Raw genomic sequence first — 23,270 nt, forward strand, 5'->3', positions numbered from 1 at the left:
CCGTCCTATCGTCTGGGCCTGCCTCGCAGTGCAGGCCGCTCTCCACTCGGTCGAGGATCCGAGGCCCGGTGCCGACCGAACTCCTTCTCGTCGGCCACGCACCTGGCCGCGCACCTCTGACCGGTTCCATTGCGCTACCTCGCTCCTGGGTAGGCGCTGTCGGGCGCACGGTCCATGGGCTCCGACGGGCCGGGCTCCACGAAGCTGTACGGCGGCAGCGGACCGGTGACACGCAGTTCCAGGTGCGGAAGTGCCTTCCGGACGTCCTCCACGGCCGCCAGGAATGCCTGTGCCGTGTTCCGCCCCACCAGGAAGGACCGGTTGACCAGGCAGTCCGTCGACTCCGGACCGGCGCTGACGGCGACGGCCTCCGGTTCCAGGGCCCGCGTCGCTGTTGCGACGTCCTCGGTCTGCTGGGCCTGTACCGCGGACACGATCATCTCGCCGAGCTGGACCTTCTGCTCGTAGCTTCCGCCTCCCGCCTGGCGGTTGGCCTCCGCCAGGTCCCGGATCTCCGGGTTCCTGCTGATCACGCGGCGCAGTACGGCCTCCTCGACGGGGAGGGCCTTGACGTTGTACTCGACCGTGCCGCTCAGCGCCCGCAGGCGCTCCTGATAGTGGTCCGCCCGCTGCGCGAGCACGTCGGTGACGGTGCCGTCGTCGGGCGCGACACTGCCGAACCGCATGGGGAGCACACAGCCCGCCGTGCCCACCTCGGCGAGCACGTTCTGATGGGCCAGGAGGTCCTTCCGCTTGGGACGCAGACTCTCGGGCGCGTCACTGACAACAGCCGTCAGCTCACCCTCGGTGAGCGTCCGGACCGGCCGGGCCGGATCGCCGACGCCGGCGATGCCCTTCGGCGGCGCGGGGTGCGAGGCGGCCGTGATCCCGTAGACGTAGGTATTCACTCCTGCTCCTCTTTCCTTCGTGCTTCGGTGCTCCTGCGGGGCCGCGGGCGGGGCTCGCCCTGTTTGGCCGAATGCTCCTCACGCGCTTCGTGGAAGGCGTCGGAGACGGTCTGGGCGGCTCCGGAGAGTGCACCCTTCGACTTGCCCCGCGCACCCGACTCGGTGATCTCTCCCACCAGGTCCGGCAGTCCGGGGCTCTTGCGCGGGCCGGCCTCAAGGTCGAGGCGGTTGCATGCCTCCGCGAAGCGCAGATACGTGTCGACGCTGGCGACGACGACACGGGCGTCGATCTTCAGGATCTCGATGCCGACCAGGGACACACGGACGAACGCGTCAATGACGAGTCCCCGGTCGAGTACGAGTTCCAGCACGTCGTAGAGGCTGCTGCTGGTGCCTCCGGCGGCGGGTTGCTGTGCCGGTACTACAGTCATGCGCCTCTTCCTCCCTGTCCGTTGTGAGGTTCGTGGGGCCGGTCGCGAGAACGGCCCTAGCGGCCGTCCGATCCGCGTGGGTCGGCTCTGCCGCGTTCGTAACGTCGGATGCGCCGGTAACCCGTGAGCTGCCCTTCGGTGTCAAGATCGACCTGGTAGCTCGCCATCAGGCTCGTGGTGTCGGGCACGCGGGCGAGCTCCCGGATCTCCACTTCGAGGGACCAGCCCTCTTCCGTCCGCTCGAAGGACGACACGGTCTCGGCATCCATGCCGGTGAGCTCAGCGAGCTGGGTACGTGCCTCACGCAGCAGTTCCGGGGGCCTGGGCCGACCGCTGGTCCTGTCGTTCTCGGTGGACCGGCGCGCAGTCCGCGCAGGGCTGCCCTGCTGCGGATCATGTGGCTTTGATCTGCCGTCTGTGTTCGACATGGCCGCCTCATATCCGGGCCGCACAAGCGCGGCGGTCATGAGTTCGGAGTTCCAGAGGGCGAAGCGACGCGGGCCTGCGCTGTTGAAGCCGAGGGTGGCGGCCATTGCGCCCGCCGTCCCTCGTGCGTCCGCACCCTCTCGGCGGTCCTTGGAGCAGTTGTTCCAAGTTCTGCACGTCGAGTCCCCGCCGACCTGCCGCACAAACACCCGGGCGACGTCCTGGACCGACCACGGCGCGGGCCCCTTGCCGCGTGGAATGTGAGTCAGGCAAGGATCTCCGGGCGTACCGCGGCGGTGGGTCGTCCGTGGAATGCTGGATACATGGAGCGACCACCGGGACGGACCGGAGGTGGCGGAGCCGTGCAGTGGGCGCGGTTCGCGCAGCAGATGGCATCGATGGCGCGGGATCTTCTGGCTCAACCGTCGGTCGGTTCCACCCTGGAAAGAATCACCGATTCGGCCATCGATCTGGTGGAGGGCTGCGACGCGGCCGGCATCCTGGTGCTGCACGGCACGAAAGTGCAGACGCTGGCACCCACCGACCAGCTGGTGATCGACAGCGACCGGCTTCAGGAGCGGTTGAAGGAGGGACCGTGCTTCGACGCTGCTCGTACCAAGGAAGGCGTGTTCCGCATCCCGGACTTCACGGTGGAGCAGCCGGACTGGCCCTCCTACGCCCCCAGGGCGCACCAGCTCGGCGTCGGCAGCATGATGGGCTTCCTGCTCTACACCGATGACGAGGATCTCGGTGCTCTGAACCTCTACTCCGGCAAGCCCGGCGCCTTCACCGAGGCCAGCGAACTGGCCGGCTGGCTGCTGGCCTCCCATGCCGCGGTCGCCTTCTCCAGCGCCCGCAGCCACGCCCAGCTGGAACACGCCGTCGCCACCCGTCACACCATCGGTGAAGCCATGGGCATTCTCATGGGCAGCCACCAGCTCACCGAAGACCAGGCTTTCGACGTGCTGCGCCGCTATTCACAGGAGCAGAACGTCAAACTCCGTGAGGTCGCACGGCTGGTCTGCGAGCGGGGCAGCCTGTCCTGACGGCGTTGGCGACCCCTCCGGCTCAGGTCCGAACCAGAGGGGCCCGGTCGGGCCCGGCCCCCCGGGGGAAAGCTGCTGAACCCGGCCTGTATGCCAAGTATCCGGCTCCGCTCCTTTCACTCGGATGTTCCCGGAACGGGCCGTGGTGCAGCCGCCGCGGACGACCGCTGTCTCCGGTGCGAAGGCCGTACAGGGCGCCCTGCCCTTCGGTGTGATCAACCTCCCGGGCGCCTGCGCCCCGTTGATGGGTATCGGACTGCTGTACGCCCGTACCGGCGAGCTGCCATGGCGAAGATCGGCCGCGGCCCGCGCACGGCAGGCCCGACGCGCTCGTCCTCGCCGCGTTCGTCCTGGCCGTCACCGGGCCGCTGTTCGCCGCGGCCGGTGAGGGGGAGCACGCGTGGTTCGTCGGCTCGGGCCGCGCGGCGGCCCTGGACGGCTGCGTGGTGACGAGTCGGCCGCGGTTCGTCTTCGCCCGATCGCCCCGGGCTCTCCTACGGGTTTCCGGGTCCGCCGTGGATCCATTGCCGTGCGCCGGCCGCCGCTGCCGCGAGGCCGGCGCCCGCGGCGGCGGTGGCCACCGCCGGATGGCGGGCGAGGGCGGCTTGCCAGGAGCGGGGGTGGGAGATGTCGTCGAACTCGCCGTGCGCTCCGTAGTCGCCGCCTGGTGGTGCGTCGGCCGGGTGGAACAGGTTGTCCGGACCCGGTTCGGCCGGCCTGTCCGTCTGCTGCGCGTCGAAGCCGGTGCGGGCGAGGTACCGGTCCAGCAGGGCGGGGGCGAGGCGGTTGGCCCAGATGGTCGCCTGCGTCGAGGCTCCGATGTAGTACTGCTTGCGCCTCGGGTGTGGTCGGCGGCGTACAGCACGCCGCGGGCGGCGACCTCGGGCTGGTAGATCGGCGGGACCGGTTGCGGATGCCTCGGCAGCCGCGACCGTACCCAGGAGAACTGCGGGGTGTTGACCGCGGGCATGTGCGCGATGGTGACGTGGACGCCGCTGTGCCGGTGGAGCAGTTCGACGCGCACGGACGACGTGAAGCCGTTGATGGCGTGTTTGGCACCGCAGTACGCCGATTGCAGCGGGATGGCGCGCTCACCGAGTGCGGAGCCCACCTGCACGATGGTGCCGCGGTCACGGGGCAGCATACGGCCGAGAGCGGTCCGGGTGCCGTTGACGAATCCGAGGTAGGTCACCTCGGTCACGCGCCTGAACTCTTCGGGCGGGATGTCGTCGAAGGGCGCGAACACGCTGGTGAAGGCGCAGTTGATCCATATGTCGATGGGGCCGAAGGTTTCCTCGGTCAGGTCGGCGACGTCTTCGACCTGCCGCGCGTCGGCGGTGTCGGCCTCCTGCACGAGGGGGCGTCCGCCGAGTTCCACCACTTCGCGGGCGGCCGCGTCCAGCCCGGCCCGGCCGCGGGCGACGAGGGCGACGTCGGCACCGCGCCGGCCGAAGAGACGTGCCGTGGCGCGGCCGATGCCGGCGCTGGCGCCGGTGATGACGATGGTCTGAGACATGGTCCCTTCCTTAGGGCTCGGCGCGCTCGGTGGCGTCGCCGTGTCGTTCACCGGGTCCGGAACGGCTGTCCGCGTTCGGTGTTGAGGCTCAGGCCCAGGCCCGGGGGGCGGTCACCGCGCGGGGTGACGCTGCCGCCTCGGGGGTCCAGAACGCCGTCGAAGAGGAGGCGTTCGACGCGGACGTGGTCGTGGAACCACTCCATGTGCCGCAGATTGGGGACACCGGCGGCGGCGTGGGCGTGGGCGTGCGGGGCGCAGTGCGCGGAGATGTCCAGGCCGTGGGCCCGGGCGAGGGCCGCGACGTGCAGCCATACGGTGAGGCCGCCGCAACGGGTGGCGTCGGCCTGGAGGCAGTCGACGGCGTCGGCGGCCAGCATGTGCTGGAAGTAGGGCAGGGTGTAGCCGTACTCCCCCGCGGTGACGTCGGCGAGGATCCGGTGGCGCAGCGCTGCCAGGGTGCGCAGGTGGTCGGACGAGACGGGTTCCTCGAACCAGGTCACACCCTGGTCGGCGAGGGTGCTGTCCGCTTCGGGTGCGTCGGTCGGAACGGTGTACACGGCGCTGTCCACACGTCCCACGACGTCCTCGTCACTCACGGGTGCGCCTCGGGTGCCGGTGGCCGGGCAGGAAGTCCTGGACCTTGGCCCGGAACCCCTGCCGGACCATGGCGGCGCGGTCGCTGTCACCGCCCAGCACACTCGCCGCCGCGGCCTCGATCTGGTCGAGGGTGGCGTGCGGCGGGATGGGCGGCACCGCGGGATCGGTGACGAAGTCGAGCACGCTGGGCCGGTCCGCGGCGAGGGCGGAGTGCCAGGCGCCTTCCACCTCGTGGGGTTTCTCGATGCGGATGCCGTGCAGACCGAGCGAGCGGGCGAAATCGGCGTAGGCGACGTCGGGGATCGACTGGGAGGGCAGGAACTGGGGTGCGCCCTCCATGGCGCGCATCTCCCAGGTGACCTGGTTGAGGTCCTGGTTGTTGAACACCGCGACGATCAGCCGCGGGTCTTCCCATTCCCGCCAGTACTTGGCGACGGTGATCAGCTCGGCCATGCCGTTCATCTGCATCGCGCCGTCGCCCACGAGCGCGATGGCCGGCCGGTCGCCGTGCGCGAACTTGGCCCCGATGGCGTACGGGACGCCGGGCCCCATGGTGGCCAGTGTGCCCGACAGCGAGCCGCGCATGGCGCCGCGCAGCTTGAGATGGCGGGCGTACCAGTTGGCGGCCGACCCGGAATCCGAGCTGAGCATCACGTTCTCGGGCAGCAGGCCGCTGAGCGTGTGGGCGACGTACTCCGGATTGATCGGGTCGGCTTCGACGGCGGCGCGGCGCTGCATGATCTCCCACCAGCGGGCCACGGCGTCCTCGATCCTCCTGCGCCAGCCGCCGTCGGTGTTCTGCTCCAGCAACGGCAGCAGCCGGCGCAGTGTCAGCGCGGCGTCGCCGACGAGATTGACCTCGAAGGGGTAGCGCAGGCCGACCATGTGCGGGTCGATGTCGATCTGGACGGCCCGCGCCTGGCCGAACTCGGGCAGGAACTGCGTGTAGGGGAAGGACGATCCGACGACCAGGAGGGTGTCGCAGTCGCGCATCATCTCGTACGACGGCCGAGTGCCCAGCAGGCCGATGGCGCCGGTGACATAGGGCAGATCGTCGTCGAGCGCGTCCTTGCCCAGCAGTGCCTTGGCCACGCCGGCTCCCAGCCGGTCGGCGGTCTGCACCACCTCCGCCCGCGCTCCGCGCGCGCCCTGCCCGATGAGCAGGGCGATGCGGTCGCCCGCGTTCAGGACCTCGGCGGCCCGCATGAGGTCGTCGTCGTCCGGCACCGGCGCGTAGTGCGGCATGCCGAGGCTGGAAGGCACCATCTTGAAGGCGTGCTGGGGCGGGGTGTAGTCCAGTTCCTGGACGTCGGCGGGGATGATCACGGCGGTGACCGAACGCCGTGCCATCGCGGTGCGCAGGGCCCGGTCGAGCACGTTCGGAAGCTGCTCGGGGACGGTGACCATCTCGCAGAAGTCGGAGGCGACGTCCTTGTACAGGCTGAGCAGGTCGATCTCCTGCTGGTAGGAGCCGCCCATGGCGCTGCGGTTGGTCTGGCCCACCAGCGCCACCACGGGCACGTGGTCGAGCTTGGCGTCGTAGAGCCCGTTGAGGAGATGGACGGCGCCGGGCCCGGAGGTGGCCGCGCAGACGCCGACCCGGCCCGAGAACTTGGCGTAGCCGACCGCTTCGAAGGCGGACATCTCCTCATGCCGCGACTGGATGAACCGGGGGTTGTTCTCCGCCCGGCCCCAGGCGGCCAGCAGACCGTTGATGCCGTCGCCCGGGTAGGCGAAGACACGCTCCACCTGCCACTCGCGCAGCCGCTTCAGGACGTGGTCGGAGACTTTCGGCGACATCTCTTGGATCCTTTCCGGTGTGGCTGTCTCACCTGCGCCGGATCAGGGACGGCGCAGGCGCCGTACGACGCCGAGGCCGGCGGCGGCCGAGACCGCCGCTGCCCCTGCGGTGGCCGACCAGCGGGCCGTGCGGGACGGGACGGCCGGCCGCCGGGCCAGGCGCTCGGGGCGGTCGACCGGCAGGGTGCCGTCGAGTCCGAGGGCCAGTGCCTCGGCGAGGTGCAGGGCACGTCGGCCCGTCCCGCCCTGCTCGATCTGGGTACGGCAGCTGAAGCCGTCGGCGAGCAGCAGGCTGTCGGGAGCGGCCGCACGGACGGCGGGCAGGACACCTTGCTCCGCCACGGCCATGGAGAGAGCGTGGTGACCGCGTTCGAAGCCGAAGTTGCCCGCCAGACCGCAGCAGCCCTCGTCGAGGACGTCCGCGTCCAGGTGGGCACGCCGCATCAGCTCGCGGTCGGCGTCGGACTTCATGACGGCGTGCTGATGACAGTGGGTCTGCACCGTCGCCTGCCGTGCCAGTCGGGGCGGACGCCAGCCCCGGGAAGCGTGCCGGACGAGGTGTTCGGCGAAGGTACGCACCTGGCCGGCCAGCCGCCGTACGTCCTCGTCGTCCGGCAGCAGTTCGGGGGCGTCGGCCCGGAAGACGGCGGTGCAGGAGGGTTCCAGGCCGATGACGGGTGTGCCCGCGTCCAGGTAGGGCCGCAGGACATGCAGGGTATGGTGCAGTACCCGTTCGGCGACGGCGAGTTGTCCGGTGGAGATCCACGTCAGGCCGCAGCACACGGGCGCGTCGGGTACGGCGACCTGGAAGCCCGCGTCCTCCAGTACACGTACGGCCGAGATCGCCACCGACGGGTGGAAGAAGCTGCTGAAGGTGTCCGGCCACAGCATCACCGTCGCCGGATCCGCCGGGTCCGGCCGGGGGTTCTCCCGGGCGTGCCACCACCGCGGGAAGGACTCCCCGGCGAACACCGGCGCCGGCCGGGCCCTGTCCACGCCCGCCAGCCGCTTACCCGCCGGGGCCAGGCCCGGCGCGTGCAGCACGCTGTTGACCAGTCCCGGGCGGATCTGCGCCAGCCGTGCCCACACGGGCAGCCAGCCCATCGAGTAGTGCGCCGCGGGCCGCAGCCGCCCCGCATAGTGGTGGGCGAGGAACTCGGCCTTGTAGGTGGCCATGTCCACCCCGGTCGGACAGTCCGACCTGCAGCCCTTGCACGCCAGGCACAGGTCGAGCGCGTCGCGCACCTCGGCCGACCGCCAGCCGTCCGTGACCGGCGAGTCGGGGTGGCCGTCGAGCATCTCGAACAGCAGCCGGGCACGCCCGCGCGTGGAGTGCTCCTCCTCCTTCGTGGCCCGGTAGGAGGGACACATCACACCACCGCGGTGGCTGCGGCAGTTCCCGATGCCCACGCAGCGCAGCACCGCCCGGTTGAAGGAGTGGTCGTCGTGCGGATAACCGAAGTACGTGTCGGCCGTGGCCGGCCGCCAGGAGGAGCCGAGCCGCAGTTGTCCGTCGACCGGATTCGGGTCGACGACCTTCCCCGGGTTCATCCGGTTGCCCGGGTCGAACACCGCTTTCAGCTCTGCGAAGGCGGCCACCAGCCGCTCGCCGAACATCCGGGCCAGCAACTCGCCCCGGGCCTGCCCGTCACCGTGCTCGCCCGACAGCGAACCGCCGTAGGAGGCGACGAGGTCCGCCGCCCGCTCCACGAACCGGCGGAAGTCCGCGACGCCCTGCGCCGTACGCATACCGAACGGGATGCGCGTGTGCACACAGCCCTGCCCGAAATGGCCGTACACCGAAGGATGGTCGTAGTCGAACTCCGCGAACAGCTCTTTCAGATCGCGCAGATAGCTGCCCAGCCGTTCGGGCGGGACGGCGGAGTCCTCCCAGCCCTCCCAGGTCTCCCGGTCGTCCGGCGGACGTGCGGTCACACCCAGCCCGGCCTCCCGGGCCCGGAGCATCTCCTGCTCCCGGTCGGGATCGTCGGAGAAGGCGACCGAAGTGTCCTTCTCACCGCGGCCGATCGACTCCAGCAGCGCGTGCGCCTGCTCGTCGACGTCCTCCTGGCTGTCACCGGCGAACTGCACCAGCAGCCAGCTGTCGCCCTCGGGAAGGGCGTCGAGCGAGCCGAGATAGGCGTGCTCCTCGCGCATCAGCTGGGCCATCCGCCCGTCCAGCGCCTCCAGTTGGCCGGGAGAGCAGTGGTCCAGCAGCCGGGGCACGTCGTCGGCGGCGCGGCAGATGTCGTCGTATCCGAGGACCAGCAGCGACTGGCGGGACGGCACGGGTACGAGGGCGAGTTCGGCCCGCAGCACGGTCACCAGGGTGCCCTCGCTGCCGACCAGGGCCTTGGCGAGGTCGAGGTTGTTCTCCGGCAGCAGGGAATCGAGGTTGTAGCCGGACACCCTGCGCGGGATCTTGGGGAAGCCACGCCGGATGTCCCCCAGATACCTGGCGACGATGCGATCCACACCGTCGTAGATCTCGGCCCGGCGCCCGCCCTCCGCGGCGATCCTCGCCCGCTCCGCCCGGGACGTCGGCCCCACCCACATCCGCAGGCCGTCGTACGTCTGGACCTCCAGTCGGCGCACGTTGTCCACCGTCTTGCCGTACGCCTGGGCGGAAGCCCCGCACGAGTTGTTGCCGATCATGCCGCCGAGGGCGCAGTGGCTGTGGGTGGAGGGCTTCGGCCCGAACTGCAGGCGGTGGTCGGACAGGCGCCGGTTGAGCTCGTCCAGGACGATCCCCGGCTCCACCACACAGATGCGGGTCTCGGGGGCAACGGAGACGAGGGCATGGCAGTACTTGCTCCAGTCCACTACCACGGCCGTGTTCGTCGCCTGGCCGGCCAGGCTCGTGCCCCCTCCTCGTGACAGGAGGGGCGCCTGGAACCGCGCACACACCTCTGCCGCCCGCGCACCGGCCTCCACACTGCGCGGAACCACGACGCCGATCGGCACCTGCCGGTAGTTGGAGCCATCCGTGGAGTAGGCCCCTCGGGTGCCGGGATCGAAGCGGACCTCCCCGTCGGTCTCGTCCCGCAGGGCCGCGGCCAGCCCAGCCGTGTCCATGGCGGCCGCGCGGCGTTCAGGCGCGGAACTCATCGACGGGACCGGCCCGTCACTCCGGCGGCGCCGGTCCACTCAGGGCGACGGTCCGCCGTCCGAATCCGCACATGTCCCGGACGCTTCTCACCTGCACGTTTACTCATGATCGGTCTCCAGCCCTCGTCCTGGAATCCGCACACGGCACTGCCACCGGGTACCCCGGCAGGACGGAGCAAACGGCGTTCCGGCGGCGTACTTGAGGCCACGGATGACGTGAGGAGACTGCGGCGGCGGAACGGTCGTGGACGCCAGAGTGCAGCGCCGTACCCGGAGCCGGGCTCCTTCTCCTTCTCGCGGGCCGCCGCTCGCCCCGGGTACCGGTCCGGCGCCCGCACCCATGGGCCGTGCGGCCACCCGGTTGCGGTGGCGCGGACGGCAGCCGACCCCGAGCGGACCGATACCGGGTCGGGCGGGGCGCGTCGGCCCGGTTCGACTGCCGTGCGACGGGGCCGACACCCGGAGGGGTGAACCGGCGTGAGATCACTGGCGCGTCGCCTTGTGTAGTCGCTTAGCTTCTCTCCGTATCCGGTACCTCCGGGCTGCTTCCAAGGAGGAAGTGCATGTTCCACAGCAAGAGGACCCGTTCCCTGACCCTCGGTGCCGCGGGGCTGGCGGTCGTGGCCGCGACCGCCGGCGTGGCGGTCGCGGTCGCCGACAACGTCCGGGCACCGTACGCGGAAGCCGGCGCGACCGTCACCGCCGGCGGCGAAGTGAGGAACGCCAAGGGCATCGAGGATGTCCGGCGCCTGGGTCCCGGGGAGTACTGCGTCACCTTCTCGGACCCGAAGTTCGACCCGGCCAAGGTCCTGCCCAGCGTCTCCTCGCTCCAGCGGGGCCGGATCGTCAACTACACCTGGGCCGGCGGCTGCGACGCGAGCAACCACTCCGCCAAGGTGTGGGCGACCAATGAGAACGGGCAGGTGGCCGACTCCTGGTTCGCCATCGTCATCCACTGACGAACCGGTGCGGGCCGGAGCACGGCTCCGGCCCGCACGCGGTCGGCCTCACCGCTGCACGTCCCTCCGGGAGACAGCCAGGTATCCGACGCAGCAGGCGATGGCGACGGTCCAGGCCAGGGTGACCGGCCCCAGTCCCAGCCCGAGCCCGCCCCGGGCCTGCCCGGCCGCCGTCCAGTCGGCGAGGGAGGCACCGAGGGGACGGGTGATGACGTAGGCCGTCCAGAAGGCGGCCACGGCGTTCATGGCGGCGACGCGGTGGGCGACCGCGGGCACACAGATCGCGGCGGCGAAGATCAGGACCGACCCGGCGTAGCCGAAGCCGGCGGTGGCGGTGAGGTCGCCGGCGGCGGTGCCGAGGGCGAACGTGGCGAGGACCGCCGCCCAGTAGAAGATCTCGCGGCGGCGGGTCCGGATGCCATGGACGGACAGCGTCCGCTCGACGGCGTACCAGAGGGCGAAGACGGCGGCCAGCACGACGAGGAAGACCGGTGTGGACACCGCGTAGGGCACGTCGAGACCGATGTGCAGGACATCGGCGGCCATCGTGCCGAACACGCTGACCATGACGACGGCGTTCCAGTACACCCAGGCGACGTACCGGCGGACGGCGAACTGCACGGCCAGGGAGACAGCCAGGGCGAGACCACCGAGCGCGACCGCGGGCACCGGGCCGAACACCCGGGCCAGCAGGTCCGACGCGGTCTCGCCCATCCCGGTGGTGAGCACCTTGATGATCCAGAAGTAGACGGTCACTTCCGGCACCTTGTTCGCCAGGATGCGGACGGGTACAAGGGGGCGGTCGTCGAGGAGGCGCTCTGTGGTCATGGACCGCACGATGACACGGTGAACTCCTGGTGCCACAGGGGCGTTTGCCATTGCTTTGGACCCTCTGGTGCATGACTTTCACCGCCGGGCGGACAACCTGACAGCGACCTGAACGCCTCCCCAGAACACCTGGTCAAGTGAGGTGAGTCGGTGATACGCAGAGAATTTCGCCCGGCCGCGCCACAGGGTCGCCCTCCTGTCCGACGCCGCCTCCGCCGACTCCGAGTCCGACTCCGACTCCGACTCCGCCCCCTGCCCCGCGCCATGAGCTCCGTGCTCCGCCTCCGCGCCCCGCGAAACCCCCGTCAAGCAGGTCGTCATCCGCACCGCACCGCGAGGGTGACGCCCGTCACGGCAAAGGTGCTGCGGGGCCGGGACACCCGCACGGCTTATCGACCCGGATCCGGGCGATTCGTCCGTACCTTCCCCCGTCATCGCGCAGGTGGGAAGCGAGTTGGCACTTTCGCCGCGCAGCCAGTCGTGTGACACTGTCGTCCCGCAGTGCGGACGCCCTCCGCACACCCTCCCCCACGAGAAGTACGCCGTGCGTCATCTTCCTCTGCCGCTCGCCCTCACCGCGCGTCTGTCTCCGGTCGCCGTGCTCGCCGTGGCCGGCTGGGCACTGACGTCCGGCCCGCTCGCCGCGGCACCCGCCACCGAACACCAGCCGGACCAGGAGACCGCCGCTCAGCCGTCGGCCGGCGGATCCTCGTCGGCAGACGCGTCGAAGGACACCTCGACAACGTATGCCACCGCGCCCGCGCCCTGCGGCAGCGTGCCGAAGGCGACCATCACCTCGCTGGTGCCGGGCGCCAAGACGGCCGGCAAGGAGATCCCGTCGACGGACGCGAAGCTGCGCCGCACCTGTTCCTGGAACGCGCTCAAGGGATACGACTACCGCTGGCTCGACGTCTCCTACGAGATCGCCGACACCAACAGCGCGGCACAGAAGGAGTACGAGGAGCGGGTCTCGGACAAGAGCGGCGGAGGGAACGTGCCGGGGGTCGGCGACTCGGCCTACTCGGTGGTGAACCTCACCACCGAGTCCAAGCAGCAGACCCGCGAGGGCGTGGTCGTCGTCCGCGTCAACAACGCCCTGGTGATGGTCACTTACAACGGCAGCGACTTCGAGTCGAAGAAGGCGCCGGCCACGGACGAGATCAACAAGGGTGCCATCAAGGCGGCCAAGGAAGCCGTGGCCGCGCTGCGGGACGGCGTCTGACCGCGCTGCGGGGAGTCTCCCCCTTCGGGATCAGCGCAGGCGGCGCCTGACGTGCTCGGCGACCTCCGCGCGGTGCGGACTCAGATAGAAGTGGTCACCGCCGGGGAAGACGTGCACGTCCGTCGCGGCTTCGGTGTGCGCGGACCAGGCCCTGGCCTGCTCGACCGTGACCCGGGGATCCCGGTCCCCAACCAGGACGGTGACCGGCACGGTGAGCGGCGCGGTGCCGGCCGGGCAGCGGTAGGTCTCGATCGCCCGGTAGTCGGCGCGTACGGCGGGCAGCACCATGCCTCGCAGTTCCTCGTCGTCGAGCAGTCCGGGACTGGTGCCGCCCAGTGACTCGATCTCGGCCACCAGGCCGTCGTCGTCGAGGAGGTGGACGCGTTCCTCCACGGAGAGGGACGGAGCCCGCCGTCCGGAGGCGAACAGCCAGAGCAGGGGTTCCGCCGCGGGGTCGGCGGCCAGCCGCCGGGCGACCTCGAAGGCGATCACCGCGCCCATGCTGTGGCCGAACAGCGCGAGCGGCCGGCCGGTGTAGGGGCCGAGCGCGGCCGCGGCACCGTCCGCGAGCCCACCGATGTCCTCGATCGCCGGTTCCCGCCGCCGATCCTGCCGGCCGGGGTACTGCACGGCCAGCACCTCGATCTCCGGGGAGAGCATGCCGGACAGCGGGTGATAGAAACCGGCGGCACCCCCGGCGTGCGGAAAGCAGGCGAGGCGGACCTTGGCCTCGGGCACCGGGTGGAACCTCCGGATCCACTGGGCCGACTCCTCGCTCGTCACTTCGCCTCCGGTCTCGGTTCACAGTTTTCGGCGTTCATACATCACGGCGTTCTAACATCACGGCGTTCACGCACTTCGGCTGCTGCCCGGGAATGAACGGCACGCCGATCAGGCATGGGCACACACCATTCCAGTGAGACGGTAGCACCGCCGGAATGACGACCGGGACCCCTAACCCCGTTCGACAACCCCCTAGCTCGCCGTGCGGAACCTTCGCGGACATCCGGTCGGTGATGCAATCTCCTCAAGGTTCCCAAGGCTGCGACAACGGAAGGCAGTGGCTCCAGGAGCGGACCGGCCACGGCGAAGACGACTACGTGGAGATGGCACTGGTGAAGGCGCTCATACTCTCCGGCGGCGCGGGCACGCGCCTGCGCCCGATCACGCACACATCGGCGAAGCAGCTCGTACCGGTCGCCAACAAACCCATTCTCTTCTACGGCCTCGAAGCGATCGCGCAAGCCGGGATCGTCGATGTCGGGATCATCGTGGGCGAGACCGCCCAGGAAATACAGGAGGCCGTCGGAGACGGATCGCAATTCGGGATAAAGGCTACCTATATTCCGCAGGAGGCACCGCTCGGGCTCGCCCATGCCGTGCTCATCGCCCGGGACTTCCTGGGCGACGACGACTTCGTCATGTATCTCGGCGACAATTTCATCGTGGGCGGGATCTCCGGTCTGGTCGACGCGTTCCACAAGGAGCGGCCGGACGCCGGGATCCTGTTGACGAAGGTGCCCGATCCCCGCGCCTTCGGCATCGCCGAACTCGACGTCGACGGGCGGGTGGTGGGGCTCGAAGAGAAACCCGACGTGCCCAAGAGCGAGATGGCCCTCGTCGGTGTCTATTTCCTCACCCCCGTGATCCACACCGCGGTGCGCGCCATCGCGCCCTCCGACCGGGGCGAACTGGAGATCACCGATGCCCTGCAGTGGCTCATCGACCAGCGCTACGACGTGCGCTCGACGACGATCTCCGGGTACTGGAAGGACACCGGCAAGGTCAGCGATCTGCTGGAGGTCAACCACACGGTCCTGGAGAACGTGGAGCCGCTGGTCGAGGGCGTGGTCGACGACGCGAGCGTCATCATCGGCCGGGTGCGCATCGAGGCGGGCGCGCAGGTGTCGGGCAGCCGCATCGTGGGTCCGGCGATCATCGGGGCCGACACTGTGGTCAAGGACGCCTACGTCGGACCGTTCACGGCCCTGTCGGACGGCTGCCGGATCGAGGACAGCGAGATCGAGTACTCGATCGTCCTGAAGGGATCGTCCGTGATCGGGGTGCGGCGCGTGGAGGCGTCGCTCATCGGCCGGGACGTCGAGGTCACTCCCGCGCCGCGCAATCCGGCCGCGCACCGGCTGGTGCTCGGCGACCACAGCAAGGTGCAGATATCACGATGACGACCCGGATTCTCGTGACCGGCGGCGCCGGTTTCATCGGCTCGCACTACGTCCGTACGCTGCTCGGTCCGCACGGACCCGAGGACGTGCGAGTGACCGTCCTGGACAAGCTGACCTACGCCGGGAACCTCGCCAACCTCGACGAGGTCCGTGACGCGCCCGGACTGTCGTTCGTCCAGGGCGACATCTGCGACCCGCGGCTGGTGGCCGGGCTGATGGCCGCGCACGACCAGGTGGTGCACTTCGCGGCCGAGTCGCACGTGGACCGGTCCATCGACGGCGGTGCCGAGTTCGTACGGACCAACGTCGTCGGCACCCACACCCTGGTCGACGCGGCGCACCGCGCGTCGGTCGGCAGGTTCGTCCAGGTCTCGACCGACGAGGTGTACGGGTCCATCGACACGGGCTCCTGGCCCGAGTCGCATCCGCTGCAGCCCAACTCCCCCTATTCCTCGTCCAAGGCGGCCGGTGATCTGATCGCCCTGTCGTACCACCGCACCCACGGTCTCGACGTCCGGGTCACCCGGTGCAGCAACAACTACGGGCATCACCACTTCCCCGAGAAGGTCATCCCGCTGTTCATCACCCGGTTGCTGGACGGCGGGAAGGTCCCGCTGTACGGCGACGGCCGCAACGTACGGGACTGGCTGCACATCGACGACCATGTGCGGGCCATCGAACTGGTCCGCACGAAGGGCCGGCCGGGCGAGGTCTACAACATCGGCGGCGGCACCGAGCTGTCGAACCTGGAACTCACCCGGCGGCTCCTCGACGCGTGCGGCGCCGACTGGGACGAGAGCGTCGAGTACGTCAGCGACCGCAAGGGCCACGACCGGCGCTACTCGGTCGACTGGGCCAAGATCCGGGACGAGTTGGGCTATGTCCCGCGCCGGGACTTCACGACCGGCCTGGCCGAGACGGTGCGCTGGTACCGGGAGCACCGTTCCTGGTGGGAGCCGCTCAAGGCGCGCGCGACGCTGTGAGCCGGACGGCAGGGCGCGGCGCCCCTCCCCGGTCCTCGGGGCGGGCGCCGCGCCGTCGTCCCCGGGTCATCGGCTCCCGGTCGGCCCGAACAGTTCCCGCACCCGTTCCAGGGAGCGGAGTTTCTCCTTGGTGTCGGTGACGTTGTTGGTCACCATCAGTTCGTCCGGCCGGGCGGCGTCGAGGAGTTCGGCCAGCCGGCGCCGGACGGTCTCAGGACCGCCGACGGCCTGCCCGGCGAGCAGCGTCCCGGCGTAGGTGCGCTTCTCTTCGGGCCAGTCGTAGCCGGCCGCCTCGTCGGGCGTGGGCAGCGGATCGTGCCGGGCCAGGCCGCCGATCTCCAGGGCCGAGACCACCGCGGGCAGGGCGAGTCCGGTCGCGTGGCCGTCGTCCTCGCCGCACACGGTGTGCACGGTGAGCATGGCGTACGGCGCGTCGAGCAGCGCCGAGGGACGGAAGGCGGAGCGGTAGGCGGCCAGGGCCTCCGCGGCGCCGCGCGCACCGAAGAAGTGGTGTGCGAAGGCGTACGGCAGCCCCCGTTGCCCGGCGAGGGCCGCGCTGCCGACGCTGGATCCGAGGACCCAGACCTCGGGCGGCGCGGCCGGTACGGGCATGGCGGTGAGACCGGCGTACGGGTGCTCCGGCGGGAAGCTGTCCGTCACGAAGTGGACGAGGTCGCTGAGGTCGTCGGCGAAGGCGTCCACGGGCAGCCGGCGCAGGGCCGACGCGACGGCCTGGCCGGTGGCCGGTGCCCGTCCGACGCCCAGGTCCACCCGGCCCGGGAACAGCGTGCCCAGCGTGCCGAAGGACTCGGCCACGACGAGCGGCGCGTGGTTCGGCAGCATCACCCCGCCGGAGCCGATCCTGATCGTGCGGGTCGCCGAGCCGAGCGCGGCGAGGAGCACGGCGGGTGCGACGCTGGCCACTCCGGGGGTGTCGTGGTGTTCGCCCACCCAGACCCTGAGGAAGCCCAACTCCTCGGCCCGGCGGGCCAGTTCGCCCACGGTGCCGAGGGCCTGTGCCGTGCTCCGGCCACGTTCCACCGGCGCGATGTCGAGCACGGACAGCGGGATCCGGGGCAGCGGGGCGCTCATCGGACACCGTCCTGCTGGGGCACGGAGGCGGCATTCTGCCCGGTCACGGCGGCCGCCGCGGCGCGGGCCCTGGCCAGCAGGCGGGCCGTGCGGTCTGCGTGGGCGGCGGTCTCGGAGGCGGTGAGTGCGGCGGCGCGGCGGTGCAGCGCGCCGGCCTCCTCGGACACCGCGTCGGCCTCGTCCTCGGCCGCGCGGAGTGCGGCCCCCAGCTCCGTACGGCCGCTGTGCGGGTGCCCGCCGGCGGCGAGGCGGCCGGCGGCCGCGCCCAGCGCCGCCTGGGCGAGGACCAGGTGGAGGGTGGGGACGAGGAGGTCGTTGTAGGCGCGGGGCTGGAAGACCTTGCCGACGTATCCCAGCGCCCCGCTCCACGGGATGTCCGCGTCGCGCACGGTGACGGTGCCCGAATCGTCGTCGTCGAAGGTGAGTCCGACGTGGGTGGACATGGCGAGCGAACTGACCGGGGACCCGTCGGGGAACCGGCCTTCGAGCAGGGTGATGTCGCTGACCCGGGCGGCAGTGGACGGGGTGATGCGCCCGTTGAAGACGATGTCGTCGCCCCGGTCGCGGACGGTGAGGGCGGCGCCGCGGACGTCGAGGGCACCCCCGAACAGCCACCGGGCCCGGGCCGAGACCTCGTCGATGTGTTCGGTCTTCTCCCGGGTGGCGATGAAGGAGGCGAGCCTGACCCAGACGTAGTGGCGGCCGAGGAGTTCGCCGAGCGCGGGGTCGGCGGCCGAGACGATCCGCACCACCCGGTCGGCCACCGGCCACTCCTGTGCCCCGCCGCCGTGCTCGGCGGGCCCGAGCAGAGTGATCAGACCGGAGTCCTTGAGCAGGGTCACCTCACGGTGCGGCAGCCGCGCGCTCGCCGCGCGTTCCGCGGCCGAGGCGGCGAGTTCGACCGCGACGGTACGAGCCCGCTCGCCCCAGTCGCCGGCGTCCGCCTCCGCCTTCCAGGTGGTGTCAGTCATGCACACTCCGTCGTTGTGGGATTTTCCGGGAAGGGACGGAAGCCGAAGACGGGCTCCCGTGCGGGGTGGCCTCGCCGGTGGCGCGGGACAGCTCCGGTATCGCGTCGACGAGGGAGCCGGTGTACGCGTGCCGGGGGTGGCGGAAGACGTCGCGCGTCGGGCCCTCCTCGACGATCACGCCGTCCCTCATCACGAGCACGCGGTCGCTGATCTCCTGCACCACCGCCAGGTCATGGGTGATGACCAGCAGGGCCACCCCGGTGTCCCTCTGCAACCTGCCGAGCAGGTCGAGCACTTGGGCCTGCACCGTGACGTCGAGCGCGGAGACGGGCTCGTCGCACACCAGCAGCCGGGGGCGCGGCGCGAGCGCCCGGGCGAGGGCGACCCGCTGCCGCTGGCCGCCGGAGAGCTGGTGCGGCCGGCGCCGCAGCAGCCCGGCGTCCAGTCCGACCTGATCCAGGAGTTCGGCGGTGCGCTCCGTGCGGTCCCTGCGGGTGGCGGCGGGCAGCGCCTCCGTGATGATCCGGCCCACCGTGAAGCGCGGGTCGAACGACGCGTACGGGTCCTGGTGGACGAGTTGCACCTGGTGCCGCAGGGGTCTGCGGGCCCGCTCGCCCAGGGTGCTCCAGGGCCCGCCGTCCAGGCGTACGTCTCCGGTGTCGGCCGGGAGCAGGCCGAGCAGCACCCTGGCCAGGGTGCTCTTGCCCGAGCCGGACTCGCCGACCACGCCGAGGCTCTCGCCCGCGCGCAGGGTCAGCGAGACGTCGTCCAGCGCGCGCCGGGCGGGGGTCTTCCCGTGCCCGGGGTAGGTCTTCACGAGGTGCTCGGCGGTGAGCAGGACCTCGCCGGGCGGGTGTGCGGTGCGGCGCCGCCCGGTGGGGACCGAGTCGATGAGGGTGCGTGTGTAGGGGTGCCGGGGCTCGGTCAGCAACTGTGCGGTGGGCCCCTGCTCGACCACGTCGCCGTCGCGCATCACCAGGACGCGGTCGGCGAGTTGGGCGACCACAGCGAGATCGTGGCTGATCAGGAGCAGTCCCCGCCCCTCGCCCTTGATGCGTTCCAGCAGCCGCAGGATCTGCGCCTGCACCACGGCGTCCAGGGCGGTGGTGGGTTCGTCGGCGATCAGCAGCCGGGGGTCGGCGGCCAGCGCCGCGGCGATCAGGGCGCGCTGGCGCAGCCCGCCGGACAACTGGTGCGGGTACTGGGTGCGCCGGCTCTCGGGCTCGGGTACCCCGGCGTCGGTGAGCAGTTCCACCACGCGTTCGGTGACGTCCCGGCCGGCCGCGGCCCGGTGCAGGGCGACGCCCTCGGCGATCTCGGCGCCGACGGTGCGCAGCGGATCGAGGGAGACCATCGCGTCCTGGAGCACCATGCCGATCCGCCGGCCGCGCACGGAGCGCCAGCGTCGTCCGGTGAACCGGGTCGCGTCGGCGCCCTCGATGTCCAGCCGGTCGGCGCTCACCCGGGCGCGGCGTCCGGCGAGGCCGATCAGGGCGCGTGCGGTGACGCTCTTGCCGGACCCGGACTCGCCGACCAGGGCGACGCACTCGCCGGGCGCGACCGCGAGGCTGACGCCGCGCACGACGGGCCGGTCCGTGCGTCCGAAGGCGACACTCAGGTTGTGCACGTCGATGAGGTTCATCGCACCGCCGAGGCCTGGAGGTGGCGGCCGATGGCGGTGGCGGCCACGACGACGAGGGAGATGACGACGCCGGGCGCGACCGAGATCCACCAGGCGGTCTGCAGGAAGTCCTTGCCGTCGGCGACCATGGACCCCCAGTCGGCCTGCGGTGGTCTGGGGCCGAGGCCCAGCAGGCTGAGTCCGGCTCCGCTGGCGATGGCCGCGCCGGAACCGATGGAGGCGAGGACGACGACCGAGCCGCCGATGTTCGGCAGCACGTGCCGCAGGAGGTAGCGCCACGGCGGCACCCCGAGCACCTTGGCGGCGTCGACGTACTCCGAACCGAGCACCAGCCGGGCCTGGCCGCGCACGAGGCGGGCGTAGCCGGGGATGCCGGCGAGTCCGATGGCCACGGCGACGTTCAGCGTGCCGCCGCCGAGCACGGCGACGACGAGCAGCGCGAGAAGCGTCTCCGGAAAGGCCATCAGGACGTCGACGACGCGCATGAGCAGGGCGTCCGCCCGGTGGGTGCCGACCGCTGCCAGCAGGCCGAGCAGGGCGCCGCCGCCGACGCCGATGGCGGTGGCCGCCGCGGACACCGCGACGGAGATCCGGGTGCCGTACACCAGGCGGGCGAACACGTCGCGGCCGAGCTGATCGGTGCCGAGCAGGTGGCCGGCGCCGGGTGCCCGGAACGTCTGGACGACGTCGGTCGCGTTCGGGTCGTGGTCGGTGAACAGGCCGGGCGCGGCGAGGACCAGGGCCAGCAGGAGCAGCAGGGCGCCCGCGCACAGCAGCGGGACCCGGCCCCGGCCCGCCCACCGGGCGCCCGCGCGGGGCCCGCTGGGCGACGCGGCCGCGGCACCGACCCGCACGGCCCGTCCCCTCCCCATGGTTTTCCGTTCGTCCCTCGGCCTGCCGTCGACGCTCATGGGGTCACCTTCCTCAGCCGCGCATCGATGACCGGGTGCAGCAGGTCGACGACGATGTTGATGACGACGAAGACGACGGCCGACAGCAGGACCAGGGCCGTCACCACCGGGATGTCGCGGGCCTCCACGGCCCGCACGAGGATCCGGCCCAGGCCGGGCCTGGCGAAGATGTTCTCCACCAGGACCGCGCCGCCGAACAGCCCGCCGAGCAGGAATCCGGACATGGTGGTCAGGGGCAGCAGCGCGTGCCGCAGGGTGTGCCGCAGCAGCAGCCGTGTCTCCCCGAGGCCGCGGGCCCGGGCGGTCAGCACGAAGGGCCGGCCGTCCGTCTGCTCCAGTTCCTGCCGCATGACCTGGGTGAGGACTCCGGCCAGCGGCAGGGCCAGAGCCAGGGTGGGCAGGACAAGCGCGGCGGCCGAGCCGTCCCCGGCCGCGGGGAAGACATGGAGGTGGAAGGAGAACACGGTCAGCAGCACGATGCCGAGCCAGAAGGCGGGCACGGACACCGTGACCAGTTCCACGGCCGAGGCGAGGGTCCGGGCGAATCCGCTGCGGCCCGCTGTCGCGATGGCGGCGAGCACCGCCAGCAGCAGGGCGCACACCAGGGCGCACAGCGCCAGTTGCACGGTCGGCAGCACCTGTCCCGAGAGCACCTGGCCGACGGGCTGGTTGAGCTGGTACGACCGTCCCAGGTCGCCGCTGAGCAGCGCGCCCATGCTGTGCACGTACTGGACGGGCAGCGGGTCGTCGAGTCCGCTGTCGACGAGGACCTGGTGGCGCAGCTCGGGTGTGACAGGTGTCCCGGGGCCGATCAGCGCGGCCACCGTGTCGCCGGGCACGAGGTGCACGGCGAAGAAGGTGAGGGTGGCCGCGCCCCAGACGACGAGGGCGCCGGCCGCCAGCCGCTGGAGCACGAACCGCAGCACGCCGCCCGTCAACGTCCACTCACCCAGGCGTCGTAGAGGTCCAGCTCGCTGAAGGCGTCGTAGGTCAGTCCGTGCACCCGGCTGCGTACCGCCGAGTCGCGGGAGGCGACGTACGTGGGGATCGAGTACGCCTGGTCGATCACCCGGCGCTGGACCTTCTGGTACAGCTCGACGAGCCGGTCGCGGTCGTCGGTGCGCTGGGCGCGGTCGAGCAGGGTGTCGAGCTGGGCGTCGTGCACCCGGGCGCCGTTCAGGCCGCCCTTCCCGAACTGCTTCTTGGAGTGGTAGAGGTTGCGCAGCAGGGCCGGGTCGGGGCTCTCCCAGCCGAAGGCGAACATGTCGTAGTCGCCCTTGGCGGTGCGGTCCATGCTGGTGGCCGAGTCGACCGGGATCAGGTCGAGTGCGATGCCGACCTTCTTGAGCGCGTCCTGGATCCCGATGGCGATGGACTGGTTGTCGCTGGAGACGAAGCTCTGCACGTAGGGGAACTGGGCCGTCAGCCGCCGGCCGTCCTTGGTGCGGTAGCCGGCCGCGTCGCGTGCGGTCCAGCCGGCCGCGTCGAGCAACTGCTCGGCCTTGGCCTTGTCGTATCCCCAGAGGTCCCCGAGGTTCTTGTCGTAGGCGAAGGTCGAGGGGTTCAGGGGTGATCGGGCCGGCTGGTACTCGCCCTGGAAGACGCCCTTGACGATGGCGGGCAGGTCGACGGCGCACTGCACGGCCCGGCGGACGGCGAGGTCGTCGAAGGGCGCGCGCTGGGTGTTGAGGTAGAAGGTGTACGACGTGCCGGGCACGGCGGTGCGCAGCAGGCTCAGGCCGCTCTGGGCGCGTACGGACGCCAGGCGTGCGGCGGGGATCTCCTCCGCCACGTCGGCTTGGCCGGAGGTGACCGCGCCGACCCGTGAGGCGTTCTCGGTGAGGATGTTCACCACGATCCGGTCGATCCGCGCGGCGCCGGTGTGCGCGGCCCCCGCGGGTCCCCAGCGGTAGTCGGGGCGCCGCTCGAACACCGCCTGCTGGCCCGCGATGCGGGAGACGAAGCGGAAGGGGCCGGTGCCGACGATGGCCGGGCCGCCCGAGCCGAGCTCGGCGCCGCGTTCCTTGAGCGCCTTCGGCGAGTGGAAGCCGAGGAAGGTGGAGGCGACGGACCGCAGGAAGGAGGCGTAGGGCTCCTTGAGGTGGACGACCGCGGTGAACCGGTCGGGTATCTCGGTGCGCTCGTAGGGGCCGAGCAGCGGGGCCGCGGCCTTGGAGACGGTCTTGGGCGCGACCACGTGGTCGAAGTTGGCCTTGACCGCGGTCGCGTCGAAGGGGGTGCCGTCGCTGAAGGTGACGTCCTTGCGCAGCTTGAACGTGTAGCTCAGGCCGTCGTCGGAGACCTGCCACGAGGCGGCCAGCCACGGGGCGACCGTGCCGTCCGGATTCAGCGTGACCAGGGAGTCGAGGACGGGGCGCAGCAGCCGGGCGGTGACCCCGGTGGACGCCTGGTGCGGGTCCCAGCTGTCGGGTTCGGTGGATGCCGCGTAGGTGAGGGTGCCGCCGTCCTGCGGGGTGTCCCCCACGGTGTCCTCGCCGCCGGTGGAACAGGCGGTGAGGCCCATCGTGCCGAGGGTGACCGCCGTACTGGTGGCTGCCGACATCAGCAGGAATCCTCGCCGGGACTGCATGGTCTCTCCTCGGGTCCGACTCTGTGCCGCTCCCGAGTCTGCGTCTCCGGCGTACCC

General features: G+C 71.3%; 19 protein-coding genes and 1 pseudogene. 5 read left to right on the forward strand and 15 right to left on the reverse strand.

Features of this window, described 5'->3' with window-relative positions; all coding sequences use genetic code 11:
* Positions 1-134 precede the first annotated feature (134 nt).
* The 3 genes from ACFYPJ_RS22000 to ACFYPJ_RS22010 are packed head-to-tail and all read right to left on the reverse strand — an operon-like array spanning position 135 to position 1,767.
* Positions 135-908: a GvpL/GvpF family gas vesicle protein gene (locus ACFYPJ_RS22000; protein ID WP_389019600.1), complete on the reverse strand. Its 774-nt coding sequence runs from the start codon at positions 906-908 to the stop codon at positions 135-137.
* Positions 905-1,339, reverse strand: a complete 435-nt coding sequence (locus ACFYPJ_RS22005; RefSeq protein ID WP_389019603.1) for a gas vesicle structural protein GvpA — start codon at positions 1,337-1,339, stop codon at positions 905-907. The genes ACFYPJ_RS22000 and ACFYPJ_RS22005 overlap by 4 nt, the downstream gene beginning before the upstream one ends.
* Before the next feature lie 56 nt (positions 1,340-1,395).
* Positions 1,396-1,767: a gas vesicle protein gene (locus ACFYPJ_RS22010; protein WP_389019722.1), complete on the reverse strand. Its 372-nt coding sequence runs from the start codon at positions 1,765-1,767 to the stop codon at positions 1,396-1,398.
* 360 nt (positions 1,768-2,127) lie between these two features.
* On the opposite strand from ACFYPJ_RS22010, the gene ACFYPJ_RS22015 reads away from it, so the two are divergent.
* Entirely contained in the window at positions 2,128-2,811 is a 684-nt protein-coding gene (locus ACFYPJ_RS22015; protein WP_389019606.1) for a GAF and ANTAR domain-containing protein, read from the forward strand.
* A 494-nt stretch (positions 2,812-3,305) separates the two neighbouring features.
* On the opposite strand, the pseudogene ACFYPJ_RS22020 reads toward ACFYPJ_RS22015, so the two are convergent.
* The 4 genes and pseudogenes from ACFYPJ_RS22020 to ACFYPJ_RS22035 all read right to left on the reverse strand — a co-directional run bounded on the left by ACFYPJ_RS22020 (position 3,306) and on the right by ACFYPJ_RS22035 (position 9,832).
* Positions 3,306-4,327 (reverse strand): annotated as a pseudogene (locus ACFYPJ_RS22020) (SDR family oxidoreductase).
* A gap of 47 nt (positions 4,328-4,374) precedes the next feature.
* Complete coding sequence (locus ACFYPJ_RS22025) at positions 4,375-4,923, reverse strand: enolase C-terminal domain-like protein (protein WP_389019608.1); 549 nt, start codon at positions 4,921-4,923, stop codon at positions 4,375-4,377.
* A complete protein-coding gene (locus tag ACFYPJ_RS22030) occupies positions 4,916-6,724 on the reverse strand; it encodes a thiamine pyrophosphate-requiring protein (protein WP_389019611.1) in 1,809 nt (602 codons plus the stop codon). Before ACFYPJ_RS22030 ends, ACFYPJ_RS22025 begins: the two co-directional genes overlap by 8 nt.
* A 42-nt stretch (positions 6,725-6,766) precedes the next feature.
* Positions 6,767-9,832 (reverse strand): FAD-binding and (Fe-S)-binding domain-containing protein, encoded by a 3,066-nt coding sequence (locus ACFYPJ_RS22035; RefSeq protein ID WP_389019614.1) that lies wholly within the window; start codon positions 9,830-9,832, stop codon positions 6,767-6,769.
* A 563-nt stretch (positions 9,833-10,395) separates the two neighbouring features.
* On the opposite strand from ACFYPJ_RS22035, the gene ACFYPJ_RS22040 reads away from it, so the two are divergent.
* Positions 10,396-10,791: a hypothetical protein gene (locus ACFYPJ_RS22040; protein ID WP_389019617.1), complete on the forward strand. Its 396-nt coding sequence runs from the start codon at positions 10,396-10,398 to the stop codon at positions 10,789-10,791.
* A 48-nt stretch (positions 10,792-10,839) separates the two neighbouring features.
* Here ACFYPJ_RS22040 and ACFYPJ_RS22045 read toward each other — a convergent pair whose 3' ends face one another.
* Entirely contained in the window at positions 10,840-11,619 is a 780-nt protein-coding gene (locus tag ACFYPJ_RS22045; protein WP_389019620.1) for a hypothetical protein, read from the reverse strand.
* A gap of 544 nt (positions 11,620-12,163) precedes the next feature.
* Here ACFYPJ_RS22045 and ACFYPJ_RS22050 point away from each other — a divergent pair.
* The gene (locus ACFYPJ_RS22050; RefSeq protein WP_389019623.1) at positions 12,164-12,841 is read left to right on the forward strand and encodes a hypothetical protein; all 678 of its coding nucleotides are present in this window, start codon (positions 12,164-12,166) and stop codon (positions 12,839-12,841) included.
* 30 nt (positions 12,842-12,871) lie between these two features.
* Here ACFYPJ_RS22050 and ACFYPJ_RS22055 read toward each other — a convergent pair whose 3' ends face one another.
* Positions 12,872-13,624, reverse strand: coding sequence for a thioesterase II family protein (locus tag ACFYPJ_RS22055; RefSeq protein ID WP_389019626.1), 753 nt, complete (start codon positions 13,622-13,624; stop codon positions 12,872-12,874).
* Between the two features lie 332 nt (positions 13,625-13,956).
* On the opposite strand from ACFYPJ_RS22055, the gene ACFYPJ_RS22060 reads away from it, so the two are divergent.
* The gene (locus tag ACFYPJ_RS22060) at positions 13,957-15,024 is read left to right on the forward strand and encodes a glucose-1-phosphate thymidylyltransferase (RefSeq protein ID WP_389019724.1); all 1,068 of its coding nucleotides are present in this window, start codon (positions 13,957-13,959) and stop codon (positions 15,022-15,024) included.
* Positions 15,021-16,007, forward strand: a complete 987-nt coding sequence (gene rfbB / locus ACFYPJ_RS22065; RefSeq protein WP_389019629.1) for a dTDP-glucose 4,6-dehydratase — start codon at positions 15,021-15,023, stop codon at positions 16,005-16,007. Before ACFYPJ_RS22060 ends, rfbB begins: the two co-directional genes overlap by 4 nt.
* Before the next feature lie 66 nt (positions 16,008-16,073).
* Here the strand turns inward: rfbB and ACFYPJ_RS22070 are convergent, their stop codons facing one another.
* From ACFYPJ_RS22070 to ACFYPJ_RS22095, 6 genes are read right to left on the reverse strand one after another with little or no spacing between them, the layout of a single operon-like run.
* Entirely contained in the window at positions 16,074-17,099 is a 1,026-nt protein-coding gene (locus ACFYPJ_RS22070; RefSeq protein ID WP_389019632.1) for an LLM class flavin-dependent oxidoreductase, read from the reverse strand.
* Positions 17,096-18,070, reverse strand: coding sequence for a monooxygenase (locus ACFYPJ_RS22075; protein WP_389019635.1), 975 nt, complete (start codon positions 18,068-18,070; stop codon positions 17,096-17,098). Before ACFYPJ_RS22075 ends, ACFYPJ_RS22070 begins: the two co-directional genes overlap by 4 nt.
* Complete coding sequence (locus ACFYPJ_RS22080; protein ID WP_389019637.1) at positions 18,063-19,712, reverse strand: dipeptide ABC transporter ATP-binding protein; 1,650 nt, start codon at positions 19,710-19,712, stop codon at positions 18,063-18,065. Before ACFYPJ_RS22080 ends, ACFYPJ_RS22075 begins: the two co-directional genes overlap by 8 nt.
* Entirely contained in the window at positions 19,709-20,623 is a 915-nt protein-coding gene (locus tag ACFYPJ_RS22085; protein WP_389019640.1) for an ABC transporter permease, read from the reverse strand. Before ACFYPJ_RS22085 ends, ACFYPJ_RS22080 begins: the two co-directional genes overlap by 4 nt.
* The gene (locus ACFYPJ_RS22090) at positions 20,620-21,561 is read right to left on the reverse strand and encodes an ABC transporter permease (RefSeq protein WP_389019643.1); all 942 of its coding nucleotides are present in this window, start codon (positions 21,559-21,561) and stop codon (positions 20,620-20,622) included. Before ACFYPJ_RS22090 ends, ACFYPJ_RS22085 begins: the two co-directional genes overlap by 4 nt.
* Complete coding sequence (locus ACFYPJ_RS22095) at positions 21,558-23,213, reverse strand: ABC transporter substrate-binding protein (RefSeq protein ID WP_389019645.1); 1,656 nt, start codon at positions 23,211-23,213, stop codon at positions 21,558-21,560. Before ACFYPJ_RS22095 ends, ACFYPJ_RS22090 begins: the two co-directional genes overlap by 4 nt.
* Positions 23,214-23,270 lie beyond the last annotated feature (57 nt).

Origin of the sequence: Streptomyces sp. NPDC006012, assembly GCF_042871185.1 — a bacterium.
In the GTDB taxonomy this organism is placed as follows: Bacteria; Actinomycetota; Actinomycetes; order Streptomycetales; family Streptomycetaceae; genus Streptomyces.